Origin of the sequence: Huintestinicola butyrica (assembly GCF_025567215.1) — a bacterium.
Classification (GTDB): Bacteria; Bacillota; Clostridia; order Oscillospirales; family Ruminococcaceae; genus Huintestinicola; species Huintestinicola butyrica.
In genome coordinates this window covers 77,307-92,304 of record NZ_JAOQKB010000009.1, presented here as the reverse complement: position 1 = coordinate 92,304, position 14,998 = coordinate 77,307, and the positions used below count along the sequence as shown (strand labels likewise).

The 14,998-nt window shown below is 46.1% G+C and carries 14 protein-coding genes; 10 read left to right on the top strand and 4 right to left on the bottom strand.

The features are described from left to right. Position 1: 1 nt before the first annotated feature. Genes OCV68_RS10410 through OCV68_RS10370 form a run of 9 tightly spaced genes read left to right on the top strand, consistent with a single transcriptional unit; the run spans position 2 to position 8,446 of the window. A complete protein-coding gene (locus OCV68_RS10410) occupies positions 2-1,021 on the top strand; it encodes a cobalt-precorrin 5A hydrolase (protein ID WP_262572471.1) in 1,020 nt (339 codons plus the stop codon). Further along, a complete protein-coding gene (gene cobJ / locus OCV68_RS10405; RefSeq protein WP_178086033.1) occupies positions 1,018-1,746 on the top strand; it encodes a precorrin-3B C(17)-methyltransferase in 729 nt (242 codons plus the stop codon). Before OCV68_RS10410 ends, cobJ begins: the two co-directional genes overlap by 4 nt. Then, the gene (cobK, locus tag OCV68_RS10400) at positions 1,739-2,497 is read left to right on the top strand and encodes a precorrin-6A reductase (protein ID WP_022473898.1); all 759 of its coding nucleotides are present in this window, start codon (positions 1,739-1,741) and stop codon (positions 2,495-2,497) included. The genes cobJ and cobK overlap by 8 nt, the downstream gene beginning before the upstream one ends. After that, positions 2,490-3,683, top strand: coding sequence for a precorrin-6y C5,15-methyltransferase (decarboxylating) subunit CbiE (gene cbiE / locus OCV68_RS10395; RefSeq protein WP_262572467.1), 1,194 nt, complete (start codon positions 2,490-2,492; stop codon positions 3,681-3,683). The genes cobK and cbiE overlap by 8 nt, the downstream gene beginning before the upstream one ends. Next, entirely contained in the window at positions 3,680-5,035 is a 1,356-nt protein-coding gene (locus tag OCV68_RS10390) for a cobyrinate a,c-diamide synthase (protein ID WP_262572464.1), read from the top strand. The genes cbiE and OCV68_RS10390 overlap by 4 nt, the downstream gene beginning before the upstream one ends. Next, entirely contained in the window at positions 5,032-5,922 is an 891-nt protein-coding gene (locus OCV68_RS10385) for an ABC transporter substrate-binding protein (RefSeq protein ID WP_262572462.1), read from the top strand. The genes OCV68_RS10390 and OCV68_RS10385 overlap by 4 nt, the downstream gene beginning before the upstream one ends. Further along, entirely contained in the window at positions 5,912-6,913 is a 1,002-nt protein-coding gene (locus OCV68_RS10380) for a FecCD family ABC transporter permease (protein ID WP_262572460.1), read from the top strand. The genes OCV68_RS10385 and OCV68_RS10380 overlap by 11 nt, the downstream gene beginning before the upstream one ends. Position 6,914: 1 nt before the next feature. Further along, positions 6,915-7,685 (top strand): ABC transporter ATP-binding protein, encoded by a 771-nt coding sequence (locus tag OCV68_RS10375; protein WP_262572505.1) that lies wholly within the window; start codon positions 6,915-6,917, stop codon positions 7,683-7,685. Then, entirely contained in the window at positions 7,682-8,446 is a 765-nt protein-coding gene (locus OCV68_RS10370) for a sirohydrochlorin cobaltochelatase (RefSeq protein WP_262572458.1), read from the top strand. The genes OCV68_RS10375 and OCV68_RS10370 overlap by 4 nt, the downstream gene beginning before the upstream one ends. Positions 8,447-8,612: 166 nt before the next feature. Here OCV68_RS10370 and OCV68_RS10365 read toward each other — a convergent pair whose 3' ends face one another. The 4 genes from OCV68_RS10365 to OCV68_RS10350 form a co-directional block, all read right to left on the bottom strand. Next, on the bottom strand, positions 8,613-9,578 hold the full coding sequence (locus tag OCV68_RS10365) for an IS5 family transposase (RefSeq protein WP_262572501.1): 966 nt from the start codon (positions 9,576-9,578) through the stop codon (positions 8,613-8,615). A 214-nt stretch (positions 9,579-9,792) separates the two neighbouring features. After that, positions 9,793-11,142, bottom strand: a complete 1,350-nt coding sequence (locus tag OCV68_RS10360) for an MATE family efflux transporter (protein WP_262572456.1) — start codon at positions 11,140-11,142, stop codon at positions 9,793-9,795. 211 nt (positions 11,143-11,353) lie between these two features. After that, a complete protein-coding gene (locus OCV68_RS10355) occupies positions 11,354-12,004 on the bottom strand; it encodes a cupin domain-containing protein (protein WP_262572454.1) in 651 nt (216 codons plus the stop codon). 120 nt (positions 12,005-12,124) lie between these two features. Next, a complete protein-coding gene (locus tag OCV68_RS10350) occupies positions 12,125-13,024 on the bottom strand; it encodes a Fic family protein (protein WP_147621572.1) in 900 nt (299 codons plus the stop codon). Between the two features lie 267 nt (positions 13,025-13,291). Between OCV68_RS10350 and OCV68_RS10345 the strand changes: the two genes are divergently transcribed. Then, on the top strand, positions 13,292-14,824 hold the full coding sequence (locus tag OCV68_RS10345) for a CoA-transferase (protein WP_262572451.1): 1,533 nt from the start codon (positions 13,292-13,294) through the stop codon (positions 14,822-14,824). Positions 14,825-14,998 lie beyond the last annotated feature (174 nt).

Below are 14,998 nucleotides of genomic sequence, written 5' to 3'. Positions count from 1 at the left end.
TATGAAAATAGCGGTTATATCCGTCACCGAGAACGGAAACAAAATATCACGCAGGATAGCTGCGGGTATTGGCATAGCCTGCGACAGATTTGCTTTTTCAAAGCACTGTGACGGTTCTGCTGTGCCTTTTGATGATATGAAGCAGATGACCGCAAAATGCTTTGGGGAATATGACGGGATCATTTTCATATGCGCCTGCGGGATAGCTGTGAGAATGATTGCTCCCCATGTGGTCTCAAAGCTCAGCGACCCTGCGGTTGTGGTCATAGACGAAAGCGGGAAATTTGCTATATCGCTGTTATCGGGGCATATCGGAAAAGCAAACGCCCTTACCGAAAAAGTTGCGGAGATCATCGGTGCGGAGCCTGTTATAACCACTGCTACGGACGTCGGCGGCAAATTCTCCCCTGACAGCTTTGCAGCTGCAAATGACCTGTACATCTGCGAATATGACATTGCAAAGGAAATTGCGGCAGAGACAGCAAACGGCGGAAATGTGGGATTTTACAGCGATACAGGCTGCTTGAACACTCCCCCTTTTTGTGACAATAAAAGGCTTGGCATCTGCATTTCCTCTGACGCAGCAAAAATGCCGTTTGAACACACTCTGCACCTTATCCCTAAGGATATCATTATCGGGGCAGGGTGCAAAAAGGGCACATCGGCAGAAAAGTTTGAGCTATTTTTATTATCACAGCTTGCGGAAAATAAGCTTGATATACGCCGTGTGAAAGCCTTGTGCACCATTGACATCAAGCGGGAGGAAAACGCTATACTTACATTCTGCCACAATCATCACATTCCGCCGCAGTTTTATTCGGCTGCGGAGCTTATGGCGGTAAAAGGACAGTTCACATCATCTGAATTTGTTTTGAAAACAACGGGAGCAGACAATATCTGCGAGCGCAGTGCTATGGTCATGGGAAAAAGTCTGCTTGTAAAAAAGCAGGCTATGAACGGAATGACCTTTGCGGCGGCGGAAGCTCCCGTAAAAATTGATTTTAACAGGCGGGTATTATGAAATTATATGTTATTGGCTTTGGCCCGGGAAACAAGGAGGGCATGACCCTTGAAGCCGAGAGGGCTTTGCAGGAAAGTGACCTTATCGTGGGCTACACGGTATATGTTGAGCTTTTAAAAGAGATGTTCCCCTGCAAGGAATTTGCTTCAACTGCCATGAAGCAGGAAAAGGACAGGGTAATATTTGCACTTGAACAGGCTGATAGCGGCAAAATCGTTTCGCTGGTATGCAGCGGCGACAGCTCGGTCTATGGCATGGCAGGGCTGGCACTGGAGCTTTCGGCAAATTACCCCAACACGGATATTGAGATAGTGGCAGGTGTTACGGCGGCACTCAGCGGAGGGGCAGTGCTGGGTGCTCCCCTAACTCATGATTTTGCTGTGATAAGCCTCTCCGACCTGCTGACCCCGTGGGAAAAGATTGAAAAGCGCCTTGCCTGCGCCGCTATGGGGGATTTTACCACGGCGATATACAATCCGTCGTCCAAAAAGCGTGCTGATTACCTGGCAAAAGCCTGTGACATAACGCTTAAATATAAGTCCCCCGAAACGGTATGCGGATATGTGCGCAACATCGGCAGAATCGGCATGGAAAGCGGTGTGATGACCCTTGCCGAGCTTCGTGATTTTAAGGCGGATATGTTCACAACCGTTTTCATCGGCAACAGCGAAACCAAGAATATAAACGGAAAAATGGTCACTCCACGAGGATATAAAAATGTGTGATATACTTATTTTCGGCGGAACTACCGAGGGCAGGCAGCTGGCGGAGTTCTGCGCAGGTCACGGGATAAATGCCTGCATAAGCGTGGCTACGGAATACGGCGCTGAGCTGCTCCCTCAGTCGGAATATGTGCATATCAATATTGGCAGAGAAGATGCAAGCGGTATTGCAGGTATGATAGAAAAGCTTGGAGTATCGGCAGTAATAGATGCTACTCACCCTTATGCAAAAGAGGTCACAAAGAACATAACTGCCGCCTGCACCGAAAAAAATGTCACTTTATATAGGATAAAACGTGCGGACGACGCAATATGCGAAAGCGCCATTTATTTTGACGATGTTACGGCTGCGGCGGAGTATCTTGACACTGTAAACGGCAATGCGCTTATAACCACAGGAAGCAAGGAGCTTGCGGCGTTCACGGCTGTGCATGACTATGCGAAGCGTTTTACCGCCCGTGTGCTTGATTTACCGAAGGTCATAGCCGAGTGCAGAGCGTTGGGATTTCCCAATGAAAAGATAATTGCGGAAAAAGGTCCTTTTACGCTGGAGCAGAACATTGAGCATATTAAAAGAAGCAGTGCAGAATTTCTGGTAACAAAGGACAGCGGAAACGCAGGCGGTTTTGCAGAAAAAGTCAATGCGGCTCAGGTATGCGGTGCAGGGCTTATTATTATAAAGCGCCCCGATGAAAATGGAATTTCATTGGAAGAGGCGGAAAATATCCTGCTGGGGAGGTGCAGAAGTGAATAAGGACATAGCTGTTATAGGCATTGGAATGGACGGCGATAAAACTCTCACCGCCGAGGCAAAGGAAGCGATAGAAAGCGCAGAGCTTATAATAGGCGCAAGGCGCATGGTCAAACCATTTGAACACCTTAACAGGCAGATGTTTATTTCCTATGACCCGAAAGAGATAGCCGAGCGCATAAGGGCTTCGGAATTCACCAAAATCGCAGTGCTTATGTCAGGCGACTGCGGCTTTTACAGCGGCACGGAAAAGCTATTGCCGCTTATAGGTGACTGCCGTGTTATAAGCGGCATATCCTCCCCTGTTTATTTTTTTGACAGGATAGGCATTCCATGGCAGGACTGCAAATTTGTGAGCCTTCACGGTGCGGAAGCCAATATTGTGCGGAATGTATTCTCAAATGAAAAGGTATTTTTTCTCCTTGGTGGGAAGGTCAAGGTATCGGAAATATGCCAAAGGCTGTGTGAATACAGTCTGAACGATACAGAGGTTTATATCGGTGAAGACCTTGCGGCTGAAAATGAAAAGATATCCTCAGGCAGGGCTACTGACTTTACAGGATATGAAAATGCGAACCTTTGCGTAATGGTTGTCATAAACCATAATTACGAGAGATTTACGCCTGTGGGGATATCCGATGACTGCTTTATCCGTGGGAAAATCCCCATGACCAAATCAGAGGTGCGTGCGGTTTGCATATCAAAGCTGGCGGCTGAGCGTGACGGCATCTGCTGGGATATTGGCTGCGGAACAGGCTCCGTTACGGTGGAGATGGCTCTGCAATGTGCTGACGGCAGGGTGTATGCGGTAGATAAGTCGCCCGAAGCGGAGGAGCTTACTCGGCAGAATGCAATAAAGTTCGGGTGCGATAATATTTCAGTTTTTTGTGGTCAGGCAGAGGAAGAGGCATTAAGCTTCCCTGCTCCTCAAAGCGTTTTTATCGGCGGGTCGGGCGGAAAGCTCAGCGAGATAATGAACATTGTTCTCAGCAAAAATCCCTATGCCAATATTGTTATAACCGCCGTGACACTTGAGACCCTGAACAGGGCTGTTGATTTTTTTGATAAAGCGGATATCCCCTGCGAAATATCGCAGATAGCCGTTACACGTACACGAAAAGTTGGCAACAGCACTATGCTGAACGCCGAAAATCCCATATTTATCATAAGCGGAGCGAGGCGGACATGAAAAGGATAATGATATCTGGCACGAACAGCGGCTGCGGAAAGACGACTGTTGTTTGCGCCTTGCTGAAAGCTCTTTCGGAGCGCAGTGTTGACGTGGGTGCGTTCAAGTGCGGCCCCGATTACATCGACCCTATGTTTCACAGCAAGATAATCGGCACCAAGTCCTATAATCTTGACAGCTACTTCTGCCCCGCAGGCACGCTGAATTACCTGCTGAAGAAAAATTCAGCGGATATGAACATTATAGAGGGAGCTATGGGCTATTACGACGGCATTGGCGAAAGTCATTCCGCCTGCCGCACTGCCGTTGAAACGGGAACGCCTGCGGTCATCGTCATCGACTGCAAGGGAATGGGTGCGTCAATGGGTGCGGTGATGAAAGGCTTTCTCACATTCCGCACGCCTAACAACATCGCTGGATTTATCTTCAACCGTCTGCCTGAAAGCATGGAAAAGACTGCTGTGAGCCTTTGCGATGAAATGGGCGTGACATATTTCGGCAGGCTGCCTTTTTCAAAGGATAATTCCATTGAAAGCAGGCATCTGGGGCTTGTTACGGCTGACGAGATTACAGGGCTTAAAGAAAAGCTGCTGCGGCTGTCTCAGCTGGCGGAAAGGTACATACTTATCGACAAGCTCCTTGAAGCAGCCGAAAATGCTGTGGATATGCCATGCACCGAGCCTGATATTCCAAAGGACATTGCTCGGAATGTAAGGATAGCCCTTGCATATGACAGTGCTTTCTGCTTTTATTATGCGGACAATATTTCTCTGCTTGAAGAGCTTGGCTGCGAGATAGTTTCCTTTTCGCCACTCAGTGACAAGGCTCTGCCCGAGAATATCGGCGGGCTTATCCTTGGCGGAGGATATCCCGAGCTTTATGCAGAAAAGCTTTCGGAAAACATTCCGCTTCTGCATGAGATAAAGGAGAGCATTTCAGGCGGACTGCCTGTTATTGCCGAATGCGGCGGATTTATGTACCTGAACGAGAGCGTTGAAGATGTGAATGGTATCCGCCGCAAAATGGCTGGCGTTATAAACGGGCAGGCTTACAGGACTGACAGGCTCCAGCGCTTCGGCTATGTCAGCCTTACCGCCAAAAAAAACTGTATGCTCCTTGACAAAGGAAGATCGGTCAGGGCGCACGAGTTCCACTACTGGAACAGCACCGCCTGCGGAAGCGACCTGCACGCAAAGAAAGCAAGCAGTGGAGCTGAATATGACTGTGCATATGCAGATGATAATATGTACGCAGGTTACCCACATCTGCATTTTTATGCGGACACCGAAATGGCGGTGCGTTTTGCAAAGAAATGCTGCGAATACAGCAAAAATAAGAGAGGTTTGGTATGAAAAGAATAATTTGCCTTATGCTGACAGTTGTACTTGTTTTAACAGGCTGCTCAGCAAACAAAGCCGACAGCTCATCCGAGGCTGCTAAGGCTTCGGAGCCGCAGAAGGTGGCTGCGTGTACGGGAAGCCTTGCGGAAATATGGCTTCTGTCAGGAGGAAAGCTGTCATACGTAACGCAGGACGCTTATGACGAACACCAGTTTGAGGTGGCTGACGATGTGGTGTGCATCGGCGAAATGAAGTCCCCCTCCGTGGAAATGATAATATCCGAGGGCGTTGACTTTGTTATAATGTCATCAAAAATAGCCGAGCACACAAAGCTCAAAGATACTCTGACAAATGCGGGCATTGATGTGCACTACTACAGCGTTGAAAGCTTTGACGACTATCTTGGCGTTCTGAAAGAATTTACAGAGATCACAGGACGTGATGATCTGTATGAGCAGAACGGAACGAATATAAAGGCAACTGTTGACAAGGTGGTAAGTGATGCTAAGGAGCATGAGTCTCCCACAGTGCTGCTGCTGAGGGCATCTTCTCAAAAAGTCCATGCAAAGGGCGCTGACACCACGGCAGGCGCAATGCTAAAAGACCTTAACTGCACAAACATTGCCGATACCGATGAATCCCTGCTGGATAACCTCAGCCTTGAAGAGATAATCAAGGACGACCCCGATTTTATTTTCGTCACCACCATGGGAAAGGACGAGGACAAGGCGATACAGACCCTTAATGACACTCTTACATCAAGCCCCGCATGGTCAGAGCTTGATGCCGTAAAGAACGGCAGATTTTACATACTTCCGAAAGCACTTTACCACTACAAGCCCAACGCAAAATGGGGCGAGGCTTACGAAAATTTAGCGGAGATACTGTATGGTGAATGATAAAAAACACCCCGCAGCAATCCTCCTGTGCTGTTTTTCGGCTCTGGCAGCAGCAGCGTTTATGGGCATTGCTTTCGGAGCGGTAAGCCTTTCGCCAAAAGAAGTGCTTGACGGCATAATGGACGGCGAAGCCACCGCAAACGGCAGAATAATCTACTGCGTAAGGCTCCCCCGTGTGCTTGGAGGCTTTCTGGCAGGGGCTGCTCTGGCTGTATCGGGCGCTGTTATACAGGCGGTTCTCGGCAATCCCCTTGCCTCGCCGAATATTATCGGCGTTAACGCAGGCGCAGGCTTTGCGGTAGTTCTAAGTCTGGCGATATTTCCGACAACCTTTGGAGTAAGGTCGCTGGCAGCCTTTATCGGAGCGCTGGCGGCGGTGATGCTGGTATATTTCATTGCCAGGAAAACCGGGGCATCGAAGATAACCCTTGTTCTTGCGGGAGTTGCCATTTCAAGCCTATTTAATGCGGGAACCGATACTGTTACGACCTTTGTGCCCGATACTCTTTCGGGTCTTTCTGATTTCAGGATAGGCGGACTTGAGGGAATTTCTCTTGGCGCACTTTCCCCTGCGTGGATGCTGATAATTGCGGGCATAGCTGCCGTAATTCTGCTGGGGCACGATATAGATGTGCTTGCCCTTGGAGACAGCACTGCATTTACCCTTGGAATGAACGTAAGGCTGCTGAGATTTGTTCTGCTTACACTGGCGGCGCTTCTTGCTGGAGCTGCGGTGAGCTTTTCGGGGCTTCTCGGTTTTATCGGGTTGATAATCCCGCACATAGCCGAAAAGCTGACGGGAAGCAGTCACACGCTGAAAATACCTGTGTGCGCACTTATGGGGGCGGTTTTCACATCAATGTGCGACCTGCTGGCAAGGACGCTTTTTGCTCCCCATGAGATAGCGCTGGGCATAGTTGTTTCATACATCGGCGTGCCTTTCTTTATCTATCTGCTTCTCAGAAAGAAGGGAGGAAAGCACGGTGCTTGAAATGAAAAACGTCAGCGGCGGATATGGCAGAAAGCAGGTGCTTTATAACATTGACGCTGCCTTTGAAAGCGGCAGGATAACTTCTATAATCGGGAAAAACGGCTGCGGAAAAAGCACTCTTTTGCAGATGTGCTGCGGGCTGTTGACCCCATCTGAGGGCAGCATTACCATTGACGGCGTGAATATTGCAAGCATAAAGCACGCTGACCTTGCAAAGAAAATATCATATCTCTCCCAGTCACACTCAGCGGGAAGCATAACGGTGCGCTCGCTGGTCTCCCACGGGCGTTTTCCCTATCTTGGGTATCCGAGAAAATATTCTTCTGAAGATAAGCGAAAAATTGCCGATGCAATGGAGCTTGCAGAGGTGACGGATATTGCGGATAAGTACGCAAACGAGCTTTCCGGCGGTCAGCTCCAAAGGGCATATATCGCCATGCTTCTGGCGCAGGATACGGATATCATGCTCCTTGATGAGCCTGCTACATATCTTGATATGAGCAGTCAGCTGGAGCTTATGGATCTGGCTGTGAAGCTAAAAAATGCGGGAAAGACCATTGTTATGGTAGTTCACGACATAAACACTGCACTGATATATTCCGACAATATCATTGCAATGGACAGCGGCAGTATAATCGAAACAGGTTCCCCACGGCACATATCCCAAAGTGTAGCCGTGCAGGATTCCCTTGGCATTGAGATAATATATGATGAAAATGTAAAGCAGTATTTTTTCAGAAAAGCTGCAAAGGAAGGAATGACCGTAAAATGAAAAAAGCAATAATCGCCGCAAGCTTCGGCACTACCTATGAGCAGGCGGCAGAAAAGTCCATCTCAGCCGTGGAAGAAAAGCTGAGGCAGGAATTTGATGGCTTTGAAGTCCGCAGGGCTTACACCAGCCGAATGGTGATAGCTGCCCTTAAAAAGCGTGACGAACAGATTGACACTGTTGAAGAAGCTCTTGAAAAGCTGGCAGATCAGGGCTATACTCACGTGTATATTCAGCCCACACACATAATAAACGGCTTTGAATACAATAAGATCACTGCGGCGGCAGAAAAATATAAGGACAAATTCACTGTGCTTGAAACAAGCACACCTCTTCTTGATTCCGATGAAGATATCGGAAAGGTATGCGACCTTTTTGAAAATGAGCTTGGCTCCGAAAATGCTGTGGCAGTTATGGGTCACGGCACAGAACACAGCGCCAATGCCATTTATACCCGCTTTGCCGAAAAATGCAAAGAAAAGGGATATAAAAACATTTTTGCGGCAACAGTTGAGGGAACACTCACTCTTGAAGACATTATCCCGCAGATAAAGGCGGCAGGCTTCAAAAAAGTCATCATTACGCCCTTTCTTCTGGTTGCGGGCGACCATGCCAACAACGATATGGCTGGAGATGAACCTGACAGCTGGAAGTCAACGCTAGCTTCTCAGGGCTTTGAGGTCGTTCCCGTTGTAAAGGGGCTGGGCGAATATGCGGAAGTAAGAGAAATGTATGCTGAACATCTGAGAAGAATTATAAAGTAAAAAAACAGCCGTTCCCGAAAAGCTTGGGAACGGCTGTGATATTATCAGCCCTTATTTAAGGCAACACCGTACAATGCCGCCAATAAATTCTCACAAATCAAGTTAAACGCATAAAGCTCTGTAACGGGCATACTGCCTCTGTAAACCTGATTGCAGGCGCACTTTATCAAGCCGTCAGAGATTTTCTGTCAGCCGGATAAAGGTTTGCCGGGGCAAACATAATATTCAATTTGGCGGTCTGTTTTCGCAGACCCCGGTATCGTGTTTTACGATACCCGAACAGCCGTTTAACGACTGCAAAAACGTGTTCTACCTTTGCTCTGACCGATGATTTTTTATGTTCTGCTTTCTTTGCTGCATATTGTCCGCTTTTTGAAAGCTTTTTCATTGTTGAAGGTTTTCTGTTTATCTTGTATTTGATTTTTCGACCATTTTTATTTTTAACAACTGCATTTTCTCGCTTTTCTGCACCGATATATCCACTGTCACCGTATAATTCTTCCTCTTCTCCATGCATAAGATCAGGCGTTGCTGTTACATCGTGTTCATTAGCACCTGTTACTTTCAGATGATGTACAAGTCCGCTGTCCTTATCTACTCCGATATGAGCCTTATATCCAAAGTGCCATTGGTTTCCTTTCTTCACGGAATGAGCGTCCTTATCACGCTTTTTATCCTTGTTCTTTGTCGATGACGGCGCAGCAATAAGAGTGGAATCCACTATCGTTCCACGCTTTAATATCAAGCCTTTTTCGCTGAGAATGTCTATTACCTGATGAAACAGTTTTTCCTGCAATCCATTTTCAACAAGTATATTTCTGAATCTTCCGATAGTATCTCCATCGGGAACCTGATCGGGTGAATCTACTCCGCAGAAATCTGAAAATGCACGGCTGTCTATTAACTCGTTCATTACTTTCATATCGGAAAGGTCATAAAGGTTCTGAAGAAGAAATATGCGAAGCATCAGCTCAAGGTCGTAGGGCTTGTTTCCGTGCTCTCCTTTGTAATAGCACGGTCTGATTATCCCTATCCACTCGTCAAATGGTATTATCCACTCTATCTTTTCAAGAAATTCTTTTTTGCTTGTTCTGGCTTGTGCCAGTTCATCGCTTATAAGCGAGAATGTCAGTTATTTATTCATAACTATATTATACCATTTTTCTTCCTGATTTTCAATAGTTTGAGCGGTATTGCCTATATCACAAACTAACGCCGCTTGCAAGACTGTTAAGCTATATTATATCCAAACGGACAGAAAAAAATTATCCTTTATCTTTGTCAGCGAAAAATAGCAGCGTCCTTCTCTCCGATAAAAGAGAACAGAACGCCTGGTGTTTTTGTAATCAGCTGCTGCTTATTTTCCTCATATGATGAAGATAAACAATGAGCAGCGATACTCCCGTGAACACCCACGAAGCCACATATACGTTCATAAGCATATCGTAGGTGGGAACCATCTTGAATATGGTAGCAAGCCATATCAGTCGGAATACTACCGTTCCGAGTATGGTAAATATTGCAGGCTCCAGAGATTTGCCCATGCCTCTGAGAGCTGCACTTTCGACTTCATATGTAGTGGTAAGGCCTTCCAGTGAGCATACGTGATACATTCTGCTGAGAGCAAATGCCGCAACCATTTCGCTGGTGGTATATATGCTTACAAAGAAGTCGCCCCATGCAATGAATATGATGCTCAGCGCCTCGGTAAAAACAAATCCGAAAAGCATACACTGCCAAAAAATCCTTTTGCATCTTTTGATATTTCCTGCACCGTAATTCTGGCTGGTAAAGGTGACAGCCGCCTGAGCAAAGGCATTGGCAATGTCATAGGTGAAATACTCGAAATTCAGTGCCAGCGATGAGCCTGCAATGGCGTATTCGCCGAATGAGTTTATTCCGCTCTGAATGAACACATTTGATATGGAAAATATAGCACCCTGTATTCCCGCAGGAATGCCTATTTTCAGCACTCTTATAAGGGGCTGCTTTTTTATCCTCATCTTTTCAAAGCGGAAAGCAAATTCGTCCTGCCGCCTGTAAAGGTGTATAAGCACCAAGGCGGTGCTTAAAACATTTGATATTACTGTTGAAATGGCAACGCCCGCTACTCCCAGCTTAAATACTATAACGAGCACAAGATTCAGCACTACATTCACTATGCCCGATATCAGCAGGTAGTACATAGGCCGCTGACTGTCGCCATAGCTTCGCAGAATGGCTGCTCCGAAATTGTATATCACCATAAACGGGATACTGATAAAATATATGTTTATGTACAGCAGAGCTTCATCAAGAACGCTTTCGGGTGTGCCTGAAAGCTCAAGTATGGGCCTTGCAGTGAGCCAGCCGATAAGCATAAGACCTATGCCAAGGAATACGCCGAAGGTAATGACGGTGTGAAGCGTCTCGCTTATTTTTCCTCTGTCCTTCTGACCGATGAGCATTGCAAGAACCGCATTGGGGCCTACCGAAAGCCCCACGATAAGATTAACGAATATGCCCACCAGAGCCACGCAACTGCCCACAGCTGCCAGTGCATTATCCCCTGCAAAACGTCCCACAACAGCCACGTCCGCCGAGTTGAACAGCTGCTGCAGGATACTGCTGAAAGCCAGCGGCATTGCAAACAGGATAAGCTTTCCCGCAAGACCGCCGTTAAGCATGTCCATTTCTTTTGATTTTACAGAATCCACACTATTTTCCTCCCGATAAATACATCAAGCAACGCCGTCTCTGTGGCTTCCTGCTTTAACGTATTACATTTTATCACAACAGGAAAAATATTACAAGCATGATTTTGTGAAAGCAATCAGCATTATTCATGCTCAAAGCTTTATTTCAGATACTTATAGCAAAAAAAGCCCTGCATCGTTAAATGCAGAGCTTTTGAGGCATACTCAAATGTTATTCAAGCACAAGAAGCAGAGCCATCTTGAACTTTCCGTCAGCTGTTACACTGTGGAGACCGTTTTTCTCAAAACGGAAGTTCTCACCTGCTTCAATGGGATAATCCTTACCCTCATAGCCGATAACTGCCTTGCCCTCAAGAGCGAAAATGATCGCATTTCCGGGAGCACGGTGGGGCTGCAGACCTGTGCCCTCATCAAATGACATAAGCACGAACTTCATGCTGCTGTTGCTTGCAATATCAAGGTTTGCGATGCTTCCCTCTTCATAGGGAATAAGGTGCTTGAGCTTCATAACTTCTCCTGCTTTAACTGCACTGTTCATAACTATCTCCTTATCTGTGATTATTTCGGTATAAATAATTCCTTCGCCGCTTTCCATTCCGCACAGAGTGGCAGGCGGAACTATCAGCACGCTTCCCTCGATCATTTCACACCGAACGGAAGGTTCTCCGACGATAAAATCGCCCTTTCCCTCAGCTGCAATGTATATTGCTGTGCTGTCATAGCTTTCACGGCTTATGGACGTATTTTTTCCAAGCGAGAAAAATGATACGCCTGTTTTAGTGCCGAGACCCGTATTTCTTGAAATGGTCATGCCATCTCTTGCAGGTCTTTTATCGGCAATTCTGAAAACGCCTTCTGACATTGGATATCTCCTTATTTTTCATTGTACTCAGTGTACATATGATATTATACACCGTTTTACTCTAAATTTCAAGCAGATACATAGGTGAACATATAAACCTTTTATAACAGAGGTCTGTTCTCAGTTTTGGTCATATGGTATCCTGAAATAGTCAAGTATCTTCTTGAAATTATCCTGTGCCGACAGACAGGTATCAATCAGATAACCTTTTTCATAAGTCCACTCTTTAAGCCCACGGTAATAGAACATTTTCAGTTCATCTGTTATAATAAACGGAACAATGTTATTGCAAAGACATTCCTTGAACATGATAAGTCTGCCCACACGACCGTTTCCGTCCTGAAAAGGGTGGATCTTTTCAAATTTCTGATGAAAGCCAATGATATCCTCAATACTTTTGGATCTTATCAGATCATATTCACTTATAAGCTTTTTCATTTCCAATGAAACATTTTCAGGCGCAGTTGTTTCCATACCGCCGACCTCATTTGGGAATCGTTTGTAATCGCCGACTGCAAACCAATCTTTGCGGCTGTCTGCCGTGCCGTTTTTCAGCGTTCCGTGAAGCTGTTTTATAAACTTCTCCGTAAGCTTTTTATCTGCACTGTCGATTATCATATCAATACACTTGAAATGATTGACTGTCTCGACGATATCGTCCACATTCACTGCCTCATTTTCAAAACCGATAGTATTGGTTTCAAAAATATAGCGTGTCTGGTCGTGGGTAAGCCTGCTTCCCTCAATATGATTTGAATTATAGGTAAGGTCGATCTGTATTTTATGATATATGCCGCCTGAATATTTACTTGCTTTTTCGTTCCTGAGTATTTCAAGAAGTGTTTCGGGAGCCTTTTCCTTAGTATTTTTACGGGCTGGTTTTACAGCATCTTCGGGGATATTCCATGTTTTACCCGTAAGAAACGCACCATCAATACGTCCCGCTGAGCAATAGTTCCTTACGCTTCTTTCGGAAATTCCCCATTTTTCGGCTGTTTGTGAAACTGAAAGATATGCCATATCATCACCTACCGATATTATTATAACACATTATCGGCAAAATATCAACAGCAAAATACCGAAATTCCTGCAGTTTTTGCCGATAGCGGCATAAAAATAATCCGCAAAAAATGAGAATATCCCCACAAATTCTATGCAAATCCAAAATATTAACCCAAAAGTTACATTTAAATACACCTGTATTCCTGCAAATTTATTGACAAAGCAGTGAAAAACCTTTAAAATAGAAGAAGTGTTTATATTGAATCGAAAAGAGGAAATCAGGGAATGTTTAAAATAATGGATTCGGACGAAGCAGTAAAGCTCATACATGACGGTGATGTTATCTGCCTGAATTCGTTTGTGGGAATAGAAAATCCCGTAGAGCTTCACGAGGCACTGTACCGCCGATACAAGGCAACAGGCTCGCCTGCTCACCTTACAATAGTATCAAGCGCAGGCTTAGGTGTATGGGACGAGAACCGCAATGCGGAAAGCTACATAAGAGAGGGGGCTGTGGATAAGCTTATCTGCGGCCATTTCGGAGCTATGCTCAGCACAAAGAAGCTGGTGCTGGAGGATAGGTTTGAATCATATAATCTTCCTCTGGGCTGCATTTCCCACGCTATCAGAGCGCAGGCGGGAGGTCTGCCCGGAGCATTATCAAAGGTCGGTCTGGATATTTTCGTTGACCCTCGCCTTGATGGTCCCGGAATCAACAATATATCAAAGGACACATCGCTTGTAAAGCGTGTTGAGGTAGATAACGAGGAATTTCTCTACTATACTCTTCCGAAGCTGAATGTTGCCCTTATCAAGGGAACTGCTGCTGACCGCAAGGGAAACATTTCATTCGATGATATGTATATGTCTGGCGATGCGCTGTCCATCTGCCAGGCGGTAAAAGCAAACCATGGCAAGGTCATAGTTCAGGTTGACAGGATAGTCAGCACACCTGCCCGTCCCCGTAATACCATTATCCCCGGCTGTATGGTCGATGCTATTGTTATGGTCGAGCCTGAGCCTCGTCATGCGGCATATGAGTCCCTTACGGGAAGCTTTGAGATCCCTTATGCCCAGTGGCATGACTGGTACGAGATGCTTGCAGAGCGCACATACACCAAGCATGCAGAAAATCCTGCGGGAAATATTATCGGTAAGCGTGCTTCCATGGAGCTTAAACCCGATGATATAGTAAATATCGGCATAGGTCTCCCCGAAAATGTGGCTCGCTATGCAAGACAGAGCGGAATGCTGGACAGGATAACCCTTACCGTTGAATCTGGAGGCGTAGGCGGCTTCCCTGCTTCGGGAACAGTGTTCGGAGCAATGATAGGCGCTGCTTCCATGAACGATATGGCAAACCAGTTCGACCTTTACGATAACGGAGGTCTTGACATCTGCTTCATGGGCGCTCTTGAAGTGGATCGTTTCGGAAACGTTAATTCTCACCGTGGTCCCGGCGCATTTTCGGGCATAGGCGGATTTGCCAACATCACTGCCAAAACTCCCACGGTAGTTTTCTGCCTCACATTCAACACCAAGGGACTTGATGTTACCGAAAACGGCGAAGAAGTAAAGATAAACAAGAACGGCTCTATTGCAAAGTTTGTGAATAAGATAGATAACATCAGCTTTTCAGCCAAGCGTGCTCATGTCAATAACCAGAATGTTCTGTATGTTACCGAGCGCTGTGTTTTCCGTCTTGAAGATAACGGTCTGAAGCTCATTGAGGTTTACCCCGGCATTGATATGCAGAAGGATATCCTTGATCTGCTGGATTTTGATATTGAGATAGATGAAAAACTTTTGATTAAGTAAAACAAAAATCCATTGTTCGGTTTAAGAACCTGTCTTCATAAGAAATGTGTGCGGATTTTCGAGCATAATTTTGTTGCAGAGTAGGCAAAAATCCGCAGGCGGGCTTTCGCCCGGCAAGGATTTTTAACGCAGTCTGCGGCAAAATTTGCCGAAAACACGTGCGCATATGCTTGT